This is a genomic window from Bacteroides sp. RCH18 (assembly GCF_058231005.1).
This window is the reverse complement of record NZ_JBIPTC010000001.1, coordinates 3,188,574-3,208,859: the sequence shown is the minus strand read 5'-3', so window position 1 is coordinate 3,208,859 and position 20,286 is coordinate 3,188,574. Positions and strand designations below refer to the sequence as shown.

The 20,286-nt window shown below is 43.1% G+C and carries 12 protein-coding genes and 1 tRNA gene; 3 read left to right on the top strand and 10 right to left on the bottom strand.

The genetic code is table 11. The annotated features are described in order from the left end of the window. The first annotated feature begins 179 nt into the window (after positions 1-179). A complete protein-coding gene (locus ACHLI0_RS12705) occupies positions 180-1,583 on the top strand; it encodes a hypothetical protein (protein ID WP_004292734.1) in 1,404 nt (467 codons plus the stop codon). Between the two features lie 92 nt (positions 1,584-1,675). Here ACHLI0_RS12705 and ACHLI0_RS12700 read toward each other — a convergent pair whose 3' ends face one another. Continuing rightward, positions 1,676-2,641, bottom strand: coding sequence for an extended-spectrum class A beta-lactamase CfxA4 (locus ACHLI0_RS12700; protein WP_057280848.1), 966 nt, complete (start codon positions 2,639-2,641; stop codon positions 1,676-1,678). A gap of 938 nt (positions 2,642-3,579) precedes the next feature. On the opposite strand from ACHLI0_RS12700, the gene ACHLI0_RS12695 reads away from it, so the two are divergent. Together ACHLI0_RS12695 and xyl3A are read left to right on the top strand one after the other, a co-directional pair. Next, entirely contained in the window at positions 3,580-4,155 is a 576-nt protein-coding gene (locus ACHLI0_RS12695; protein ID WP_195439660.1) for an RNA polymerase sigma-70 factor, read from the top strand. Between the two features lie 462 nt (positions 4,156-4,617). Continuing rightward, positions 4,618-7,209 (top strand): xylan 1,4-beta-xylosidase, encoded by a 2,592-nt coding sequence (xyl3A, locus tag ACHLI0_RS12690; protein WP_490749307.1) that lies wholly within the window; start codon positions 4,618-4,620, stop codon positions 7,207-7,209. A gap of 300 nt (positions 7,210-7,509) precedes the next feature. On the opposite strand, the gene ACHLI0_RS12685 is transcribed toward xyl3A, so the two are convergent. The 9 genes from ACHLI0_RS12685 to bamJ all read right to left on the bottom strand — a co-directional run bounded on the left by ACHLI0_RS12685 (position 7,510) and on the right by bamJ (position 20,281). Beyond that, positions 7,510-8,700, bottom strand: a complete 1,191-nt coding sequence (locus ACHLI0_RS12685) for a THUMP-like domain-containing protein (RefSeq protein WP_490749306.1) — start codon at positions 8,698-8,700, stop codon at positions 7,510-7,512. Positions 8,701-8,736: 36 nt separating this feature from the next. Next, entirely contained in the window at positions 8,737-9,615 is an 879-nt protein-coding gene (locus ACHLI0_RS12680; RefSeq protein WP_490749305.1) for a M15 family metallopeptidase, read from the bottom strand. Positions 9,616-10,081: 466 nt separating this feature from the next. Next, a complete protein-coding gene (locus ACHLI0_RS12675; protein ID WP_490749304.1) occupies positions 10,082-12,985 on the bottom strand; it encodes a DUF6493 family protein in 2,904 nt (967 codons plus the stop codon). Between the two features lie 154 nt (positions 12,986-13,139). Continuing rightward, positions 13,140-15,986, bottom strand: coding sequence for a DUF6493 family protein (locus ACHLI0_RS12670; protein WP_490749303.1), 2,847 nt, complete (start codon positions 15,984-15,986; stop codon positions 13,140-13,142). Further along, entirely contained in the window at positions 15,974-17,329 is a 1,356-nt protein-coding gene (locus tag ACHLI0_RS12665; RefSeq protein WP_490749302.1) for an SWIM zinc finger family protein, read from the bottom strand. The genes ACHLI0_RS12670 and ACHLI0_RS12665 overlap by 13 nt, the downstream gene beginning before the upstream one ends. Positions 17,330-18,297: 968 nt before the next feature. Then, positions 18,298-18,371: transfer RNA gene (locus ACHLI0_RS12660), tRNA-Ile, on the bottom strand. A gap of 93 nt (positions 18,372-18,464) precedes the next feature. Further along, positions 18,465-18,776 (bottom strand): DUF4491 family protein, encoded by a 312-nt coding sequence (locus ACHLI0_RS12655; RefSeq protein WP_048699229.1) that lies wholly within the window; start codon positions 18,774-18,776, stop codon positions 18,465-18,467. 4 nt (positions 18,777-18,780) lie between these two features. Then, positions 18,781-19,245, bottom strand: coding sequence for an Lrp/AsnC family transcriptional regulator (locus tag ACHLI0_RS12650; protein WP_005928359.1), 465 nt, complete (start codon positions 19,243-19,245; stop codon positions 18,781-18,783). A 160-nt stretch (positions 19,246-19,405) separates the two neighbouring features. After that, positions 19,406-20,281 carry a BamJ family beta-barrel-assembly machinery protein gene (gene bamJ, locus ACHLI0_RS12645; protein ID WP_008767263.1) on the bottom strand — a complete coding sequence of 292 codons (876 nt, stop codon included), beginning with the start codon at positions 20,279-20,281 and terminating at the stop codon, positions 19,406-19,408. Between the last annotated feature and the right edge of the window lie 5 nt (positions 20,282-20,286).

Below are 20,286 nucleotides of genomic sequence, written 5' to 3'. Positions count from 1 at the left end.
CGAGGGGATTAGGGTTTTACCCTAATGACCCACTCAGGGCGTTTCTCCCCTGAGAACCCAGAGCAAAGAGTGACCCTCTCTTTGCAATCTCCGCTTATGGGTTGCACCCCTAAGAACCCCATGCGTTTACGGACAGCGGAAAAGCAAACAATAAAGTACAAACCAAAAAACAAGTATCTATGGCAACAAAATCAAGCATACATATCAAGCCCTGCAACATCGCATCGAGCGAGGCTCACAACAGGAGGACTGCCGAATACATGCGCCACATCGGAGAGTCCAGAATCTATGTCGTTCCTGAACTATCCACCGATAACGAACAGTGGATAAATCCCGACTTCGGCAGTCCGGATTTGCGGATGCATTATGACAATATCAGACAGATGGTAAAGGAAAAGACCGGACGTGCCATGCAGGAAAAGGAGCGTGAACGCAAAGGCAAGAACGGTAAAATAGTCAAGATTGCGGGATGCTCCCCCATACGTGAAGGAGTGCTGCTTGTCAGGTCGGACACCACACTGGCAGACGTGCGTAAATTCGGTGAGGAGTGTCAAAGACGCTGGGGAATCACACCGCTGCAAATCTTCCTGCACAAGGATGAAGGGCATTGGCTGAACGGTCAGCCGGAAGCGGAAGACAGGGAAAGCTTCAAAGTCGGGGACAGATGGTTCAAGCCGAACTATCATGCCCATATCGTTTTCGACTGGATGAACCACGAAACAGGAAAGAGCCGAAAGCTCAATGACGATGACATGATGCAGATGCAGACCCTTGCATCCGACATCCTGCTGATGGAACGCGGGCAGTCAAAGGCTGTCACTGGTAAGGAGCATCTGGAACGGAACGACTTTATCATTGAGAAGCAGAAAGCTGAACTGCAACGCATGGATGCAGCCAAACGGCACAAAGAAGAACAGATAAATCTTGCCGAGCAGGAACTGAAACAGGTGAAATCAGAAATACGCACTGACAAGTTAAAGAAGACAGCCACCACGGCAGCGACAGCCATAACTAGTGGAGTTGCTTCTCTTTTCGGGAGTGGAAAACTGAAAGAACTGGAACGTGCCAACGAAAAACTGCAAGACGAGGTTTCAAAACGGAACACCAATATTGAAAAATTGCAGAGCCAAGTACAGCAGATGCAGAAACAGCATGATACGCAAATCCACAATCTCAGAGAAATGCACAGGCAGGAACTTGACATGAAAGAAAAAGAACTGTCACGGCTCGCCAGAATCATAGACAAGGCTTTCAGGTGGTTTCCGATGTTCAGGGAAATGCTGCGCATGGAAAAGTTTTGTGCCATGCTGGGATTCTCTAAAGAAATGACTGAAAGTCTTATAGTCAAAAAAGAAGCCCTGAAATGTAGCGGTAAAATCTATTCCGAGCAACACAGGCGGAACTTTGATATAAAGGATGATATTTTAAGGGTGGAAAATGACCCTGACGATGAAAGCAGGCTGAACCTGACAATAAACAGGAAGCCGATTGCCGACTGGTTCAGGGAGCAATGGCACAGGCTTAGATATGGAGCAAGAGTGCCGCAACAGGAAGAAAGAAAAAGTAGAGGATTCAAATTATAATAGAAGCAATTTGATTAGTAATCTAAAAGCACTCCGATAACGATTAGAGTGCTTTTAGATTGTTTATCATTAATTATCAAAGCAAGTGCAGTTTAAGATTTTACTGAAGTTTGCATTAATAAAGAATATACTACAGCTGATATATGCGCAACATATTGTGACGCTTGTGATTCATTTCCCTTGAAATCCTTAACAAATACCGCTAAGGTATAACTGATATTATTAGGCAGACATATATAGGCAACATCATTGTGAGCTGCAAGAACACCATTTTCATTAACATTACCTGAACCTGTCTTATGCGCTATAACAACCCCTTCTTTATCAAGAAGTGGAGCTGCTATCCTATCTACACCTGTTTTGCATTCTTTTAACGTATTCTTAATGAAACTTTGTTTCTCATCATCGATAAGACCTTCAGTAAACAAACGATTCATCAACATTGCAGCACCAAGAGGAGATGTATAGTTAGAGTAAGCCTTGTTATGGTCAGCCGACATTTCCTCTTCCGTATAAGCTATCTGAAAACTTGAACGAGGAATGAGTGTGGCTATAAAACTATCTGTTTGAGCGACATTAACCATATCCTTAAACATAAGGTTGCTTGCATTGTTGTCACTCTGAGTAAGAGTATAACGCAGCAAATCTCTCACTGTCAATGATATGACTGGCCCTGAATAATCTTTCAGCATAGGACTCCAAGTCTTTGGGTCAAGTTTATCCCTATTTATATTTACTAAGGTATCAAGTGAAATTCCTTTATTGTCAAAGTCATTACAAAGAGCTAATGCCTGATGAACCTTAAACACACTCATCATAGGATAAACACTCTTATTATTGACCTTAACCGTATCTCTGTTATTAACAATAACCGCCACACCAATTTCGCCAGGACAAGCTGAGACAATTTGAGAAATGCTATCAGTCAAAACATTTGTTAAAGGAGGATTTGCGCTATCTTTTGTCGCTGATTTATGGAACAATGAAAATACCAAGATGAAAATGCAAACTAAAGCTATACTCAAAACTACGATTTGTTTTTTTCTGTTTTTTTCCATGTTTATATTATTTATATTTGTTTGACGAGAATATCTTTATTTGCCGACAAAGGTACATAACTTTACGGAAAAATACATAACTTTACGGAAAAATATGTTTCTAAAATATATAAATAGACAGCTGTGGGGAAAATGTGGGGAAAAATTAGATAATTAAAAAGGCTAAATGACTGAAAATAATCACTTAGCCTTTTAATCCGTACCCAGACCCGTACTTCGTAATTGCTGCGCCCATCATTCAAGACTGTCAAATCGGGTCTTTCCTGTCAAGCCAATGATGCCTATGCGTATGCCAAACACATGGATTACGGATTTCTCGTTCCGTGAACAAACACTTTATCCGCAACTCTGCTATGTGGTGTATTGGCTTAACTCCATTTCTATGGGCAACACTTTTGTTGCAGATTTCAAGCAGCTTTTATCGAAATACCCATCAGTAAGAACTCGTTTATTAGGCTTTCCTCATAATTGGGAACAAGAGCCTTTGTGGAGATAAAATAATTGCCCTGTTTCTTAAAAAGCACTGGGGCAAACCAGCTCCGTCTTTAATTGTTTCCAATAAATGGATTGTTTCAAGCCCCTATAGAAAGAGAACAAAAATTCCTGTGTGAAAATTAATCTACGACAAGGAGCAAGCAAGGAGCAATATCAAACAAAAATCAATACCTTTGCAGTACATATGAGATAGACCAAAACAAAAGTGGAATATCGGAAACGAATAGCAAGGAAAAGAGAAGAAACGACCCAAGTTGATGTCCTTTTTGAGTTAATAATCAATAAAAGCGTTAAATCTTCACCTTTTAGAATGTGCAATTAAAAATAACAACCATATTTCTGACTTATTATCTATAAAATATTGAGTAATAATCGGTTGTAAATACTATATTTGTATCTTTTAAATAATGTATAGCTTTGTTGTCACTAATATTTGCACAAATATGAACGAAAGAGAAAGAGTATTGGCTATTAAGGGCGGTGATCATCAGGCGTTTATTGATTTGTATAACGAGTATTGGAGTCAGGTTTATGACTTTAGCCGATTGTACATCGCTACAATTGCTGATGCAGAGGAAATTGTTCAGGATGTGTTTGTGAAGTTGTGGGAATCAAGGCATTTACTGAAGGAAGATGAAAATATCAAAGGTTTTCTCTTTATTGTTACCCGAAACATCGTATTTAATAAAAATAAGAAGAGAGTAAATGAGAATCTTTTCAAAACCTCTGTTTTGGTAGCCTATGGAAACGAAGGTTATTATAACTCCACTACTGTGGAGGAGGATTATTGTGCTTCCCAACTAAAAAATTTCATTGATCGGTTAATCAATTCACTTCCTGAGCAACAAAGAAAATGTTTCCTGTTGAGTCGTGAAGAAAATCTGAGTTACAAGGAGATAGCCGAGAGACTTGGTATTAGTCAGAAGACTGTAGAAATACATATGGGTAAGGCCTTGAAATTCTTGAAAGATAAGGTGAAACGAGGCTGGGAAATTCTATTGTCGCTTCTTTCATTTTAGTTATAAAAATAAGACATTCCTTCTTTTTCATTATTTAATAGTGTCGGAATAGACTTATCTTCTTTCTTGCTGTTCTTAGCAGGCTGTTACTTTATCTGTATTTTCAATAGCCTCTTTTCTTTTCAGATAGACTTTCTGAAGTAGTCAGATTATTAATGATGTAATAGAAACTCATGTACTTTTGGCTATAATCAAGTTTTGAGGCTGATAGTAATAAGCTTTGATTCGCAAAAATTATTTAGTAATAAAAATAGTTGGAAAAAAGTTTGGTATGGCAGCTTTTTTTGCACTACATTTATCATTCATCGCTGTTTCAAGTTAGGCGTTTCCATTTGAACAGATAAATCCGACAGCATTCCCCGATCATAGTTATTGTATTTGAAAACAATGATTAGAATGTAGTTTTTCGATGTGGAATTGCAAGGTAACATAATAAATAAAGCTTTAATTAATTTGGACAAAATGAAAAAAGTACTGTTAACTTTAAGTTTGAGTATCGTTGCGTCGATGGGCAGTTTCGCGCAGAATGAACCCTATAAGAATCCGAAACTTGCTCCGGAAGAGCGTGCGGAAGACTTAATAGGGAGATTAACCTTGAAAGAAAAAGTAGGATTGATGAAAAACTCTTCTTTTGCGGTAGAACGGCTAGGGGTTGCTCCCTATAATTGGTGGAGCGAGGCTTTACATGGTGTTGCCCGCAATGGACTGGCTACAGTGTTTCCGATAACTATGGGTATGGCATCTACCTTTGATGATGAAGCAATTGAAAGAGTGTATGTTGCCGTCAGTGATGAAGGACGTGCTAAATTCCACGATGCACATCGCCGTAACCGCTATGGATATGGAAACGAAGGGCTTACTTTTTGGAATCCGAATGTGAATATTTTCCGTGATCCGCGTTGGGGAAGGGGACAGGAGACTTTCGGTGAAGACCCTTATCTGACCACCCGTATGGGAGTAGCTGTAGTAAAGGGAATGCAGGGACCGGCAGATGCCGAATATGACAAGGCTCATGCGTGTGTCAAGCATTATGCAGTGCATAGTGGTCCTGAGGCGAAACGTCACTCTTTTGATGTAGAAGATCTCTCTCCCCGTGATTTATGGGAGACTTACCTTCCGGCCTTCAAGGCTTTGGTGCAAGAGGCAGACGTGAAGGAAGTGATGTGCGCTTATCAGCGCCTGGAAGGAGAGCCCTGTTGTGGTAGCAACCGGTTGTTAACGCAAATATTGAGGGATGAATGGGGCTATAAACATTTGGTTGTAAGTGATTGCGGTGCTATTGATGATTTCTTTGTGAAAGGGCGCCATGAGACACATAAAGATGCTGCGGATGCCAGTGCTTCTGCTGTGATCAATGGAACTGACCTTGAATGTGGTTCGATATATTCGCATTTGGAGGAAGCTGTGAAGCAGGGATTAATTACAGAAGAACGTATAGACACAAGTTTGCGCCGTTTGTTGAAAGCCCGTTTTGCTTTGGGCGAGATGGATCCGGACTCTATCGTCCCCTGGAGCAAAATTAGTATAGATACTGTGGATTGTGATTTGCACAAACAGATGGCGTTGGATCTGGCACGTAAATCTATGGTATTGCTTCACAATAATGGTGTGCTTCCGTTGGCAAAAACAGGGGCACGTATCGCAGTGATGGGACCGAATGCGGTTGATTCGGTGATGCAATGGGGAAACTACGAAGGTGTACCCTCGCATACATATACTATTTTGGAAGGGATTCGCTGCAAGATAGGCGATGTGCCTTTTGAGAAAGGATGTGAGTTGCTGGATAATCGGATTTTTGAATCTTATTTTAATGAGATCTCCAACAATGGGCGTCCCGGTCTGACAGCTACCTATTGGAATAATATGAATTTGAGTGGTGATGTAGCGGCTACAAGTCAGATTACTTCTCCGATTAATCTGAGTAATGGTGGGAATACGGCCTTTGCCACAGGTGTGGGCTTATATAATTTTACTGCTGTTTATGAAGGAAGTTTTCGTCCGAAAGAGAGTGGAGCTTATGAGTTGCTGATTGAAGGAGATGATGGCTATCGGGTATATGTGAACGGGGAAAAGGTGATTGACTATTGGGGAGAACATGCCAGTGCTAAAAGAGACTATACACTGAAAGCGACTGCGGGAACAGATTATAAGATCAGAATAGAATATATGCAGGCAGGTGCGGAGGCATTGCTTAGATTTGATTTGGGTATTTATCGTCATATTTCACCTGAGATGGTTGTCGATAGAGTCAAAGAAGCGGATATTGTTATTTTCGCAGGTGGCATTTCGCCGAGTTTGGAAGGCGAAGAGATGTATTCCGTTAACAGTCCCGGATTTGCTGGCGGCGACCGTACTTCAATTGAACTACCGCAAGTGCAGCGTGATATCCTGAAAGCATTGAAGAAAGCGGGTAAGAAGGTGGTTTTTGTAAACTGCTCTGGTTCGGCGGTCGCATTGGTTCCTGAGATGGAGTCTTGTGATGCTATCTTGCAGGCATGGTATCCCGGGCAGTCTGGCGGATTGGCTGTGGCGGACGTTCTGTTCGGAGATTTTAATCCGAGTGGAAAGCTGCCCGTTACTTTTTATAGGAATACGGACCAGTTGCCGGATTTTGAAGATTACAGTATGAAGAATCGTACCTATAGATATATGACGGAAGCTCCTTTGTTTCCTTTTGGATACGGATTGAGTTATACTACTTTTGATATTTCCAAAGGACGCTTAAATAAGAAAACTATATCTGCCGGACAGGGTTTGAATTTTAAAGTCAATGTGAAGAATACAGGGAAGTATGATGGAGCTGAAGTTATTCAGGTGTATGTCCGCAAAGTAGATGATACGGAAGGACCGATAAAGAGTTTGCGCGCTTTCCGTCGGGTACCGCTGAAGGCGGGAGAGACTTGTGTCGTATCTATCGATCTTTTGCCAACTACATTTGAGTTCTTTGATCCAACTACAAATACCATGCGTATTATGCCCGGAAAATATGAAATCATGTATGGCAATAGTTCGGATGTACCTTCGGGGAATAAATTGAGTGTAACTCTTCGGTAATAATATTACTTATTAATGAGGGTGTCAAAAGTCAGTAGCAATAGCTTGTGTATTCACCTACCACCTCCCCCTGCGGGTACTCCTCCTTCCCGAAGGAGGAGATTTAAGATGCTGCCGACTTTTTTGTCAGCCCCAGTTTAGTTACTTTTGACTTTTGAAACACTCTCATTTATTTTTCGGGAAATTCAGTTTGGGCATTTCAGGACAGTTGAGTGATCCTTGTCCTTTTTTATCGTTCCTGTTTCATATATTGATGTAATGGGGCAGGAAGGGGTTATGCTGTAATGTTGTTGCAGATTATCAGGCTTTCTCACAGCGGATCAGTACTTTTTGCCCGTTGTTTAAGGTGCTGGCAAACAGATAGGTATCTCCACCTTCCGACAATTTGATTCGTTTACGGAGTTCGGCAACCGTAGCCGGAAAGTTACGTACTGTGATATTTGCTTTTTTCAAGTTTCCGAGACTTTCTTTTAGTTCTTTTTTATTAAGGCTGCACTGGCTGATGATGTGGAAGGCTCTGCCGGGGAAGTTTTCGATTAACGCATCAGAAGTATAAAGATGACTGTTAGGATGCAGCTTTTTAACAGGAAATGCGGAGGCGATGCTGCGGAAAGCTCCGGCTTTCAGGAGTGAAGCGTTCGGCTCATAGAGATAATTTTCCAGTGTGTCGGTATAGTTGCATTCGCTGCACTGCTCCTGTTCGCGGGTGAATACGAAATGCTGTTCTTCCTGCGTCCCCCTGGTAGGGAGATTTACGCAATGGATGGATATTTCTTCTACCGATGCTTGTCCGAGTATCAGTAGTAATTCTTTGCATTCATTATTGGCAGATATGATGTGAACTTCCTGTACGTGTTGTAACTCTTTCAATGCCAATGACAAGTCCAGCATGGGCGAGAGTTTGACCATGACCTGTTCCGCTTTGTTCAGTAAGAGTTCTTCCAGTTCGGCTACATCGGGCTCACAGTCCGAGATGGCAACCGTCTTTCCTCCGTGCTCGTTGCGACGGGCAGGGTCGAGGAAGATACAGTCTACCGGAGACATAGCTTGCAGATAACTCACTCCGTCCTCGTTCTTTACGTTGATATGGTTTAGGTTCAGGATGGGAAAGTTGTGTGCTGCTATTTCGCAGAGTTCCTGCTGACGTTCTACGTAAGTGGCGGATTTGAATCTGGCAGCAAGGAAAGCGCAGTCTATTCCGAATCCTCCGGTCAGGTCTGTCAGGGAGTTACCTTTTAAAAGGGTTGCTTTGTAGCGGGCGGTGACTTCTGACGAGCATTGCTCCAGTGACAGGTGCTTCGGGTACCATATATCATCCGTATCGCTCCATGATGGAATCTTTTCGGCGGCAACTTGCCTTCCTGCTATCTGTGTGATGGCGGTCGGCATATCTACGTTCGGATATTTCCGGGCTTGCAGGGCCAGAGCACGTACATCATCCGTCTGATGTTCGCGGATAAAGAGCTGGGTTTCGGGGGATATTTGCATCATAGGTTGTTTATATTCGGCGTTATATGGTGGTATTCGTTATGGTATTACGTTGTATTTCTTTCGGGCTTCTTCCCGGCTGCAGAAGTTGAAATGCCACCATTCGCTGGGCAATGCACGGAATCCGGCGGCTTTCATTACTTTCCTTAATAATATCCGGTTCTGACGTTCCGTTTCGGTGATTTTTCCGTTGCGTATCAGTTCGCCTTCTTCGGTGATGTGTGCTTCTACTCCAAGATGATCTACCTTTGTGCCCATAGGCAACGGTCGCCCTAGCGAGTCCTGAATGCTGATGTCTACCGCCAGGCCGTAATTATGAAGTCCGCCTCCACGGTTGGGGTTGGAGACATATCTGTATTTGGAAGTTCCTTTGACCACATCCCACATTTTTCTCTGTACGGACATCGGACGTGCGGCGTCGTAAATAATGAGACTGTAAGATGGATGCAGTGCCTTCAATGCTTCTTGTGCTTTTAAGAGGGCATACGCCGCATGGGGGTGCATATAGGCTTCGGACAGGTCGTCATAAAGAATTTCTCCGGTGAAGTTATCCGCTTTTGTGTACATTAGGCTGATGGCGATGCTGTTGTCCAGCTCCGCTATATTTATTAGCCCCAGAGAATCCATGTAAAGAGCCATCGGGCTTTTCTGATGTTTTGGAATCAGTGTGCTGGCGGATTCATTTTTCTGCGAGGGGGATGTATAAATAGAATCTGCATCAATGGAGTCCGCATGAGCAAGGGATATACAGCCGGATGCTGTACCTTCGGGGCTTGTATCTCCGAGTTCTGCACACATAGAGTCTGTGCACGTTGTTTCGGCCTCTCCAGATGTCTTTGTCTCCTTATGCCCCGATACACAGGAATACCCTGCCAGCAGAAAGCAAAAGACAGATAAACTATATTTCAGCATCATCATTACTCCTTTGGGTTTTGTGTGCCAAAGATACTTCTTTTTGAATTTAGCACCAATAAAAAGCTTTTTTTACGCTGTTTGTTGGATCTATATATCCTGCGCGTTGGACATATATGCCCTGCGTGTTGGATATATATCCCCTGTACGTTGGACATATATATCCTGTATGTTAGGTAACTATACTCTGCATGAACGGTAACTATACCCTATATGCAAATATAGTCTGAATACCGGCAAGCCTATGCTGCGTCAGACTTAAGGTCGAAGGTGTGTCAAAAGTCAAAAGTAACTAAACTCTCCTCCTTCAGGAAGGAGGAGTACCCGTAGGGGAAGGTGGTAGGTTAACACATAAGCTGTTGATATTCAACTATGAAGTACACCTACCACCCCGGCTTTCAGCCACCCCTCCTTCCCGAAGGAGGGGAGTTTAGTTACTATTGACATATTCTTCTGTGATTTATCCGGATTTTCAGCGGTTGATACTGGCTATTACTTTTTTCAGGTTGGCCGTATTCTTCCATATTTCAAGTAGTTGCAGAATACGTTCATCCGTTACTTTGCTGTTATTGACAGACAGCAGTTCCGAATATATTTCCAGCAGCTTCTTCAGTTCCTTGACAGGCTGTTCCGGAAGTTCGGCAATCAGTGATGTAAGCAGCAGCTCCAGTTCCCGGTTGTGTAGTGGGCTGACGTTTATCATTTGCTGTTGTATCAAGTCGGTAAGTCTTTTCAGAGGTCCCCATCCGGTACGCTGGTGTGAACCCAGTATCCTGCCGATACGTGCACTGTCTATACATCCTGTGCTGACACGGTCCGTCCATATTCCGGCAGCATAAGAACGGGAAGTCTTGTCGGCTACCAGCATACAACTGGCTTCCAGCAGATAAGAGGTCTCATGCCATTCGTGCCTTAATTGGTGGAGTGCCTCTATGGTGGCTTGGGTGATACCAACTTCTCTCACTTCATTTAGCATCGGATCATAAATGGCACAGCGGATGCACCATACAAACAATGGTTCCGGTGTATTGGGAGCCAGCCATACCAAGCGGGGCAGATCATTTTGTATATCGTCATAACGTTCTATCTGTGAGTACATTTCCACCAGTAGCGGATGCGGATCATACGAGTGATAACTCACCCTCTCATCATACTTTCCTTTGTTGACGATGTGGATGTTCTCTCCTTCCGGAACATTGAAACTAAGGGTTGAAGATGTCCAGTTTACCACTTTGTTGTGATAATCAGTATATGAATGAGGGGTTTGGAAAGTCCACCATGAGAAGTTTCCCGTCAGAAATTCGCGTGAGCTTTTGCTATAAGAGAAATCTTTAAATTCAGTATAAACCGTCTCCGGTGATTTGATCAATCCTGCTGTCATCCACCACGAAGGGTGGGCGAAGGGAGCTTGTGGTACTGCATCTTTTGCTCCCATCAAGAAGGAAAACAAACTTTGGTATTCCCCTTTCAGTTCCTGAAGAACAGTCGGAAAGTCTTGCGAGGGATAATCATTCAATGCCATCCTCGACAGGGCTATCTGCATATCCATATCGTCCGGTTCGGCATTGGCCTGCTGATATTGTCCGAGTCTTTTTATCAGAACTATGGGGTCAATAAATGCAGGCGTATGCGTAGGAGTGGATAGCATGGGAAGTCGGTTCTCGTTACTTTCCAAAAGGTCTAATGTCCGGCACAGTAATTGTTTGTGAATAGGAAATTCCGTTCTTTTATTACTCTTCTGGCGGATGGTTATTTTCTGCAGATTGCGATATCTCCACTGACCTTTCTGAAGTTCGTCTTTCTGCACCATTTTCTCGTGCAGGGTGCTCAGCTCTTTTGCTTCTACGGGGAAACGCTTGATTAATAATTTTGCATAGTCGATAAGGAACGTTGCCATCATAGAATCCAATATTCCGTTGCGTGAACTTCCACCATTGATAAGCAACTTATAGGCACGTTGAAGAACAGGTGTCCATTGGGTGATATGTTTCGCTTCCAGTTGCTCATTCCATTCTACCAACGCATTCAGGAAAAGGTCGAAGTGGTATAGTTCATTGGAATCTAGTATTTGGCTGGCTAGAAATATCAGGTCTTCGATGGAAGTAATTTCCTGTATCCGGTTGTCTTCCCGAAGGATGGCTGGCATTGGTTCATAGTCGAAGGAGGCGAGACTTGGTTGCTCGTTGAGCGTAGTCAGCAAGACTTTATCGGTGGATAAAGCATCTGAAACATTGTCTTTCAGATAAGCTGCCAACTCTTTTTTAGTGCTGGTCAGCATTGTTTCTGCATAAGCAGAGAGTGCTTCTTTCAATGTGGGCGACTCTGTTTCTCCAAATGTTTGAATCAGTTTCACTATCTTGTTCTGAGTAGATTCGTCGCGACTCATCAACCCTTGTGCGGCAGCGCAACAGATGGTATCACGATATTCTTTTTTCTCTTTCGCCAGTTTACTGAGAACTCCCAGCGTGTTTTGATGGACAGCTTTTACATCCGAAGCGAAGAGGACAGCGGTCTGATCCAGAAAATCATCTGTCAGGAACCGGGGATGGCTGCACAGATTCTTTAGAAGACCGAGAATGATATTGATCGGACGGCTATGGGGAGAAGATAGTGCGGCAAGCATCTCCGGCTGTAATGTCAGTTGTTCTTCAACGCTGGGATTGAGTGCCGTAAACATACCGGCAAACCAGCTGCACAGGTTCTTGTTGAAGTTCCGGTTGATTGCCAGCAAAGACTCTTTCAGTACACGCATACGGTCTAACTTTCCATTCTCGGTGAAGTGTTGGAATGTATAATAAGGATATCCTTTGGCCGGATTGGCGTGCCAGTTTTGCCCGCAGTCGTATTCAAACAGATACCAGATATGCTCGTTGATTGTAATATCCCGCTTTTCTAATACGGGGGTAGTGTGGATATAGTTAACGAGATAACCTGCTATCGTCTGCGGAGAGGGGGAAATGGTGAGAATCCCCCTTTCTATCCAGTCCATCAATATCTCATAGTCCATATTGTAAAAACCGCCAAACTCCTTGCCTTCGCCTTCAACGAAATAACTGTTCAGCCACGTGGGAATATGCCATGCAGCTATCTCGTTCAGATGCGCTGTGTTTATCCCCCATTCGTGTTTGCGAAATTCCTTGAGAGGAAAAATCACAAGGGCGGCAAGATCAATAATGTGATGCTGTTCCGACGTGGCACGCGTACCGTATGTCCTTTCTTCCAGCTGGACAAACTTATTATAGTATTCTTCCAATCGGCTGAGGCAGGGAATGAGGCTCTCCCGCTCCTCCTGTGTCAGTTTCTGCAGAAAAGGAATGATCTTCTGCCCTTGCTCTTTTTCTACTATCTCGGTAAGCTGTGTTTCTAGTGCAGTCATGGTTATAATTTTGATTGAAGGATATATGATAACAATATCCGTGTTTATAAATTAGTCTACTTTAAATCAATTAAGATCACCTGAAATGATAAAAAACTGATACCAAGCAATATTACCTATTACTTATTACCTATTACCTATCACTTATCACTTATCACCTGCCTAATGCAGTAACTACTTTTTTCAGATTAGCATTCTTTTTCCACATTTCCAGGCGCTCGCGGACTTTGTCGTCAGTTACGCAATGACCGTTCATGCGAAGCACTTCCGCGTAGAGTTCGAGTAACTGTTTTTGTCCGGTGACCGGATTGTCGGGCAATCCGCCGATCAATACAGTGAGTAACTCTTCCAGTTGTTGATTGTGAAAGGCGCTTCGTTTGTATATGCTTTCATACACTTCTGTGGTGAAGCGTTTTAGCGGAACAATGCCCATATTGATAATTCGTGCTACTATTTCTCCTAACCGGTGATTGTCTATTCTGTTGTTAGCGATGCCTTCCACCCATAGCTCCGCAGCGTATGAACGGACGGTTTTGTCAGTAAAAAGCAGGCCTCCGCCCAGCAACAGTAAACTCATCTCCCGGAGCGGACAGTGAAACGACAATAACATACGTAAAGCATTGGCTACACTGCGTTTGCTCTCTTCCTGCGGTGAACCGAAGTCCATGTAGCAGTTGATGATTTGTGCAACCAGTGGTTCCGGTTGGTTGGGGAAGAAGCTGAACAGACGTTCCATATAGTCGGAATCGCCTATATTGTATCTGCTGTTGATGATCAGATGTTCTTGCCAAAGCTGGTGGCTGTTGTGTTCTGCATACTCATGCCACTTGTAGAAATTGAGCTGGAGCAGACGTACATCTGCTGCATATTGATTTTCTTTCTGTGCCGGTTCTTTCCAGCCGTAATTTCCTGTCAGGTAATTGTGGGGCAGCGTATTGCAGGAGAAGTTTTTGAATGCTTCAAATTCTGTATCCGGCTCTTTCACCAGTCCGGCTGCAAGCCAGGCAGATGGATGATTGTACGGTGGTTCGGGCTGCGTCCCTTTATCTAATAAAAAGAGACAAAGATGCAGATATTCATTATTTAATAATTGTCGGGCGACAGCAATGGCTTCTTCCTTGTCTTCTAAAGCGCAGCGTGCTATGGCCAGCTGAAAGTCCCATGAACAAGGCTTTGCATTCGCTTCCTGATAAACGGCGAGCCGTCGTACAAGTTCGGTGGCCTGGATGTATGCCGGGCTATGTGTCGGAGTAGAGAGTAAAGGTAATGAGTCGCCTTTTTGGATTTTACGGATTACTTCCAGCCACAATTGTTTGATAGGTTCAAAACAGGTTCTATTGCTGTAGACTGGTTGCCAGTCTGCAAGACGCTTGAAAGCACGTTCGTCGTAGGCTCCTCTGTTTGCGTCTATCCCTTTAAGTCTTTCTTCCAGGCGGGTAAAGAGCTTACTTAGGAATCCTTGGTTGGCAGTGTCCTTTTGTGTCCACAAACGTTGGTATTCCAACAGGAAAGTGGCAAGAAAGTTCTCGTATACCGCCCAACTGTTGATAATGATGTTGGCTGCCCGTTGGAATACAGGCTCCATCCGGCTGAAATCTTCTTCATCCAACTGAGGATGGAAGGCGATGAGGGCGGCAATCGTTGTGTCTGTTTCCCAACTTTCATTCATGTCGAACAGGCGGCTGAGCTGGAACAGAAAATCTTCTTTATTGGCAGGAAACGGGATGCGGTTGTCTTCCCGACAAATACGAACCTTTTCTTGGAAGGTTGTTTCGGGAAGGCCGGCTTCTTCCGCAGGTTGCTTCATGAAAGAAACAAGTATATCCTGTACGCTCTGGAACATCTCGGATTGGTAAGATAGCAATGTCTCTTGCAATGTAGAAGAGGATACGTCTCCGTACTTTGATATAAAGCTGGCAGCTTTCTTTTGCAGGCTTTCATCTTTCTTCAGGAATAGTTGGCAGAGTGGGATGCAACACGCTTCTTTCATTTCGGGGTGCCCGGCAACGATCTGCTCAAAAATGGAATAAATAGTAAGCAGTGAGTTTTTGGGGCTGGAAAAGAAAAGAGTAGTCGCACGCTCGATAAACTCCTGATAGTGGAATTCGCCTTCGGAAGCAATCTTTTTTAATTGCTGTAACATCACATTCACCGGTTTGGTGTATGGAGAGGTGAACACTTGCATGATTTCCTCTTGCAGGGATATGAGTTCTTCAACCCTTGGCTGCAATTCTTCAAAGAGCCCGGCAAACCAATTTACCATGTCTTTTTTAAAACCTCGGTTGAAGGTGGAAAGTGTTGCTCGCAGAAGCCGGTTTCTGTCCAGATGTCCGTCGAGAGAAAAGCGATAGAGAATTGCGCTGAAACTTTCGTCCTGCACCGTAATCCCTTCTTTATAAGCACGCTTGGCGCAATCGTCCAGATAGCCGAGATTTGATTCATATTCGAAGACGTACCAAATATGCTCTTTTAAGGTGATTTCCCGTTTCAGCAGTGGGCTGCTGTCGAAAGTCTCTTCTTCTTTGCTGTTGGAAGATCTTATTCTGATCTGCCAGGGGACCATTTGTCCTAAGAGCTTCGGAGAAAGCTCTTTTATATACCCCAAATCTACGAGCTGCATGAGTTCTTGATAGTTTAGGTTGAAGTTATAGAATGAGTGATCACCATTAATGAAGTCGGATAACCAAGTAGGGCGGTAAAGCTGGAGCAGTTTGCAGAGTAGCTCAAAATCTATTTCGTATGCCATGGTCATCTCACGTTTATTGGCACTTATAAACTCAATTGCGGCAAGAAAACGCCTTCGGGCAGGGTCGCAGCAAGTCATCCAACCTTCTCCTCTTTCATATTGCAGTTCTCCGATAGTTGGAATCACTTTCCGTCTTTCTTTCATCGGGAGTTCTAATAATCGCTTGATAAAAGGAATCAATATCTTTTCTTCTTTCTCCGGAGTATCCACATAAGTTTTGGCTAGTTTCTCCAATTCGTGTTTCAGTTCTTCCATTGTACTCGTTTTTTGACTGCTATAATATGTTTGCAGGCTCCCCGTTCTCCCTGATTGCCGCTAAACCAGGTACAGGTGCAGCGTTCTTTCTCACCTTCCCTGTCCAGAATAACCGTATGTCTTACTCCTCCGCTCCCAGCGACACGTGCTTCGGTCCGATTTCCGTCATTTGATATAATTTCCACTTTCTCTTCTTCCAATAGCTTCTCGGCAGCTATCATACGCGGATTGAGGCTCAGGATACGCTCTGTCTTAAAGGGCAGGCGACGATAAAAGAAACTATTATCATCCAGATCGAAGCCCAGTAACCCCATAGCTGCCAGTCGTGCAGACAGAGAATCCACCTTATCGAGATCAATGTGCTCCTCAATAGCGAAAAGAGTGGGGTTGAACTGCTGGTTGGCGTAACTGTATTTATCCATCGCTGCTATCCATTTCTCCGGTACGTCTTCAAGCAGGGCGTCCAATGCTGCACCTTCTCCTGAGAATCCGCGCCAGCATTCCCGCGACAGGGAAAGGCTGAAACGAACCGGACCGAAATAGAGTTGCCAGATGGTCGATTGCATTGTCGGATGGACAAAGACTCTCAGCTCGTCGGCAAACGGCAACAGGGGTTCGAGCAGGCGCAGACGATGTACCCCTCCGATACAAACGGCATTCAGACTTTTCACCGGTGAAAAGGCAGGTTTTTGTCCGCGCATCACCAAATAATAGTCACATTTCACGGTTCCTTTGGGGAGTGTCTGAAAGAGTTGCAAAGTCTGTATGCGATTGAACGAATACATCCGTTCGGCAACAGACTGGTAAATCTGTACTGTGGTCAGCCCCTTTATCCATTTTACGGGCAGCGGAACTTTGCGTTCTATTACTTTTTCACCTTTATTGTAAAGCCCTACCTCCTTAGGTCCGACTGACATCACTACTTTTTCTTGTTTGCTGATGCTTCCTAATGCAGAAATCATACCGGCATTGAAGTCAACATTCGTTGTTCCGTTCTCCAGGAACTCTCCGTCGTGTCCGTCGGGCAGTACGTCGACTCTGGCATATACGCCTGCACAATTCGAAAATCCTTCGAAGCGTAAACGTTCATTTCCTGCCGTCACAATCGGGTCTTTCAGCATGGAAAGCTGGGCAGGAGTCAGATTAAAACTGGATTGTACTACGTTGGACAACGCAATGAGGCAGCGTGCCGTCATATAAGGTTGTGTCAATCTGCCCCAAAAGAAACAGGGAGCTTCTTTCTTTTCTATTTCACTGTATTTTGCCAGAAATAATTCGTCCTGATCAGACGAACGTTGTAAGACAGACGGAGCAGCGTATTGATATGAAATAGTATCGGTCATAGATAAATATATAAGTGCTTGTTGGACATTTCCCAAATATAGAAATTAAATCTCAGAATGGAAAGTTGTTGAGTAGTTTACTCTGTTTGTGATGCTGGGATTGTGATTTTATAAAGTGAAATATTTTAGGGTGTTTGCTTCGCTTTTGCATTTTGAATGCGGAAGTCAGTGTTTGCTTTTATGGATTGTTTTTTGTTTCAGTATAAATGATTGTTTGCTGTATATTGTTGATAAATAAAGAGTTGTTCGATTATTAAAAATTATTCTTAATAGTTTTAGATAGATCTTTATATCTAAATAAATTATTTTTTATAACTACAATTATATAGCTTTTTTATATGTAATGGAGAAATAATACTTTTGCGGTGAAATATTACTTTCACATTAGAGAGAACTAATAAGTGTTATGAAATATAGATTAAGAAAAGGAAGCTGTTTGTGAAAATCGCTCCAATATTGTTTGTTTTGTTTGTGTTATCCCATTTTGGTGCCAAGAGTGGTTTTCAAAATGGGATTTTTTTGGCTGACTAAAAAGTCGGTAGTATCTTAAATCTCCTCCTTCGGGAAGGAGGAGTACCCGCAGGGGGAGGTGGTAGGTGAATACACAATTCTTTCATTCGTAGTAAAATAGATACAACCTTGTTTTACCTACCACTTCGGCTTTCAGCCACCCCTCCTTCCCGAAGGGAGGGGAATTGGAGATACTATTGCTTTTTTAGCCCCCCAAAAATTGATGATACTATTGACTTTTTAGTCAGTCCCTATCTAGGGTTTCTTTAATGATGCCCGTTTTATTTACCTCTTCCGTATCTTTAAAATCATAATTTTGTGGGAACTAGTATATTCTCATATACTTTGGCATGGAATAAATTCTCTGAAAGGAAGCGAAAATTAGAGGAAGCAATAGATTCGGTTCCGATGCCGGATATAAAAAAAGGTTGTAACAACTTGTGTTACAACCTTTTTTGTGGACCAGCCTGGGCTTGAACCAGGGACCTCCAGATTATGAGTCTGTTGCTCTAACCAACTGAGCTACAAGTCCGGTGTATCCGTTTACTGGATGCGGTGACAAAAGTAGTATTTTCTATTGAAATATGCAAGTCCTAACAATAAAAAACTACAATACTTTCTCTTCTCAGAACTTATATTTGCGTTTCGGGTTCTTGGGGAACCAGCCTTTTTTTACCCGGTCTTCCTGCTCAAAGACCTCTTTGATGGTCCAGAACGAGGAGAAGGCAAATACCCCTAACAGAGAAGACAGAATGACATTGTCGACGCTCAACGATGCCGCAACGCCTGCAATGCCTAGTATCAGGAATATCCACCAGCATTTGGTGCCCCAATAATATTCGGCCTTTACCACAACAGGGTGAAAAAGGCCGATAATCAAAAAGGTACAAATTCCGATAAATAACCCGGCAAGGTGATATTCATTCAGGAATTCCATTCTGTTATTTTTCTACGCGGATAGGAATTTCTTTTTTGATACTCTGTTCCAGAGAAATCAGTGTTTCTGTAGCAACCACACCCGGTATTTCTTGCATTTTGTTATTCAGCAAGTCCATCAGGTGTTCGTTGTCGCATGCGTAGAGTTTGGTCAGCATGGTGTAAGGACCGGTAGTGAAATGGCATTCCACAATTTCCGGAATCTTTTGTAACTCGGCCACCACTGATTTGTACATAGAACCTTTTTCCAGTTTGATTCCCACGTATGTACAAGTTCTGTAACCCAGTGATTTCGGGTTTACATGATAGCCTGAGCCTACGATGACGCCCAAGTCGATCAGTCTTTGTACGCGTTGATGGATAGCTGCACGTGACACTCCGCATTCGGCTGCTACGTCTTTGAAAGGGATGCGGGCATTCTGTGAAATAATCTCTAGAATCTGCCTGTCGAGGTTGTCTATTTTTTCCATAATAATAAATTATAATTTCCTGTTGTTATCAAATAGTAAGCAAATATAGAGATTTATTTTAATTATTCTTCTTTTACGGGAAAAAAAATAGGAAAAAGCAAAAAAAAGGAGTGCAAAGACTTTGCACCCCTTTCCTTTTTCTATTTAGAAAGATACTTTCTTATTTCTTATCTTTTTCGATACCTACCAGTTCAACTTCGAAAATCAGAGTAGAGAACGGTTTGATCTGTCCTGATTCTCTTGAACCGTAAGCGAGTTCTTGCGGGATGTAAAGTTCCCATTTAGAACCTACAGGCATCATAGTCAGAGCTTCTGTCCAGCCTTTGATTACTTGGTTGGCACGGAAAGTAGCAGGCTCGTTACGTTTGTAAGAGCTGTCGAATTCTGTACCGTCGATCAAAGTACCTTTATAGTTCACTTTCACTTTGCAAGTGTCAGCAGGAATTTCACCTTTACCTTCAGTGATTACTTTGTACTGCAATCCGCTTTCAGTAGTTTTCACACCTTCTTTAGCTTTGTTTTCAGCAAGGAATTTTTCACCGGCAGCTTTGTTGTCAGCGTATTTTTCTTCCATAGCTTTCGCTTTGATAGTTTCCATAGCTGTGCGAGTATATTCCTGAGCAGCTTCCATAGTCATCACGCCACCTTTTTCCAGTGTACCTGCGATGAAACCAGCCATGAAATTGTCTTTGCTGATCGTTTTAGTAGAGTCACCAGCGAACAGTTCCTGGTTGATACCTTTCATCATCTGGTTGCTGATCTGCTGACCGATCTGAAGACCTGCCATGTAAGCGATGTCTTTTTTGCTGGTCTTGTTTGCACCTTCGTTCAAACCTTTGATGAATTCTGCCATGTAAGCAGTATCAACGTCCAGACGGCCTGTCAGATAGCCTTTCAGACCTTGAGTCTGAGCCATACCAATAGAGTAAGATAGTGAATCGATGTCTGTTTTCAGATTTGCTTTAGGAGCTTGAGCTGTACAAGAAGCAAGACTTGCAGCAGCGGCGATTGCCATAAAAATACTAACTTTTTTCATTTTGC

Bases quoted from the DNA above. Each gene is read 5' to 3' on its own strand.
- ACHLI0_RS12705 (WP_004292734.1), top strand. From the start codon at position 180: ATGGCAACAAAATCAAGCATACATATCAAGCCCTGCAACATCGCATCG.
- ACHLI0_RS12650 (WP_005928359.1), bottom strand. From the start codon at position 19,245: ATGGAAAAAATAGACAACCTCGACAGGCAGATTCTAGAGATTATTTCA.
- ACHLI0_RS12695 (WP_195439660.1), top strand. From the start codon at position 3,580: ATGAACGAAAGAGAAAGAGTATTGGCTATTAAGGGCGGTGATCATCAG.
- ACHLI0_RS12655 (WP_048699229.1), bottom strand. From the start codon at position 18,776: ATGGAATTCCTGAATGAATATCACCTTGCCGGGTTATTTATCGGAATT.
- bamJ (WP_008767263.1), bottom strand. From the start codon at position 20,281: ATGAAAAAAGTTAGTATTTTTATGGCAATCGCCGCTGCTGCAAGTCTT.
- ACHLI0_RS12680 (WP_490749305.1), bottom strand. From the start codon at position 9,615: ATGATGATGCTGAAATATAGTTTATCTGTCTTTTGCTTTCTGCTGGCA.
- ACHLI0_RS12665 (WP_490749302.1), bottom strand. From the start codon at position 17,329: ATGACCGATACTATTTCATATCAATACGCTGCTCCGTCTGTCTTACAA.
- ACHLI0_RS12675 (WP_490749304.1), bottom strand. From the start codon at position 12,985: ATGACTGCACTAGAAACACAGCTTACCGAGATAGTAGAAAAAGAGCAA.
- ACHLI0_RS12700 (WP_057280848.1), bottom strand. From the start codon at position 2,641: ATGGAAAAAAACAGAAAAAAACAAATCGTAGTTTTGAGTATAGCTTTA.
- ACHLI0_RS12670 (WP_490749303.1), bottom strand. From the start codon at position 15,986: ATGGAAGAACTGAAACACGAATTGGAGAAACTAGCCAAAACTTATGTG.
- xyl3A (WP_490749307.1), top strand. From the start codon at position 4,618: ATGAAAAAAGTACTGTTAACTTTAAGTTTGAGTATCGTTGCGTCGATG.
- ACHLI0_RS12685 (WP_490749306.1), bottom strand. From the start codon at position 8,700: ATGATGCAAATATCCCCCGAAACCCAGCTCTTTATCCGCGAACATCAG.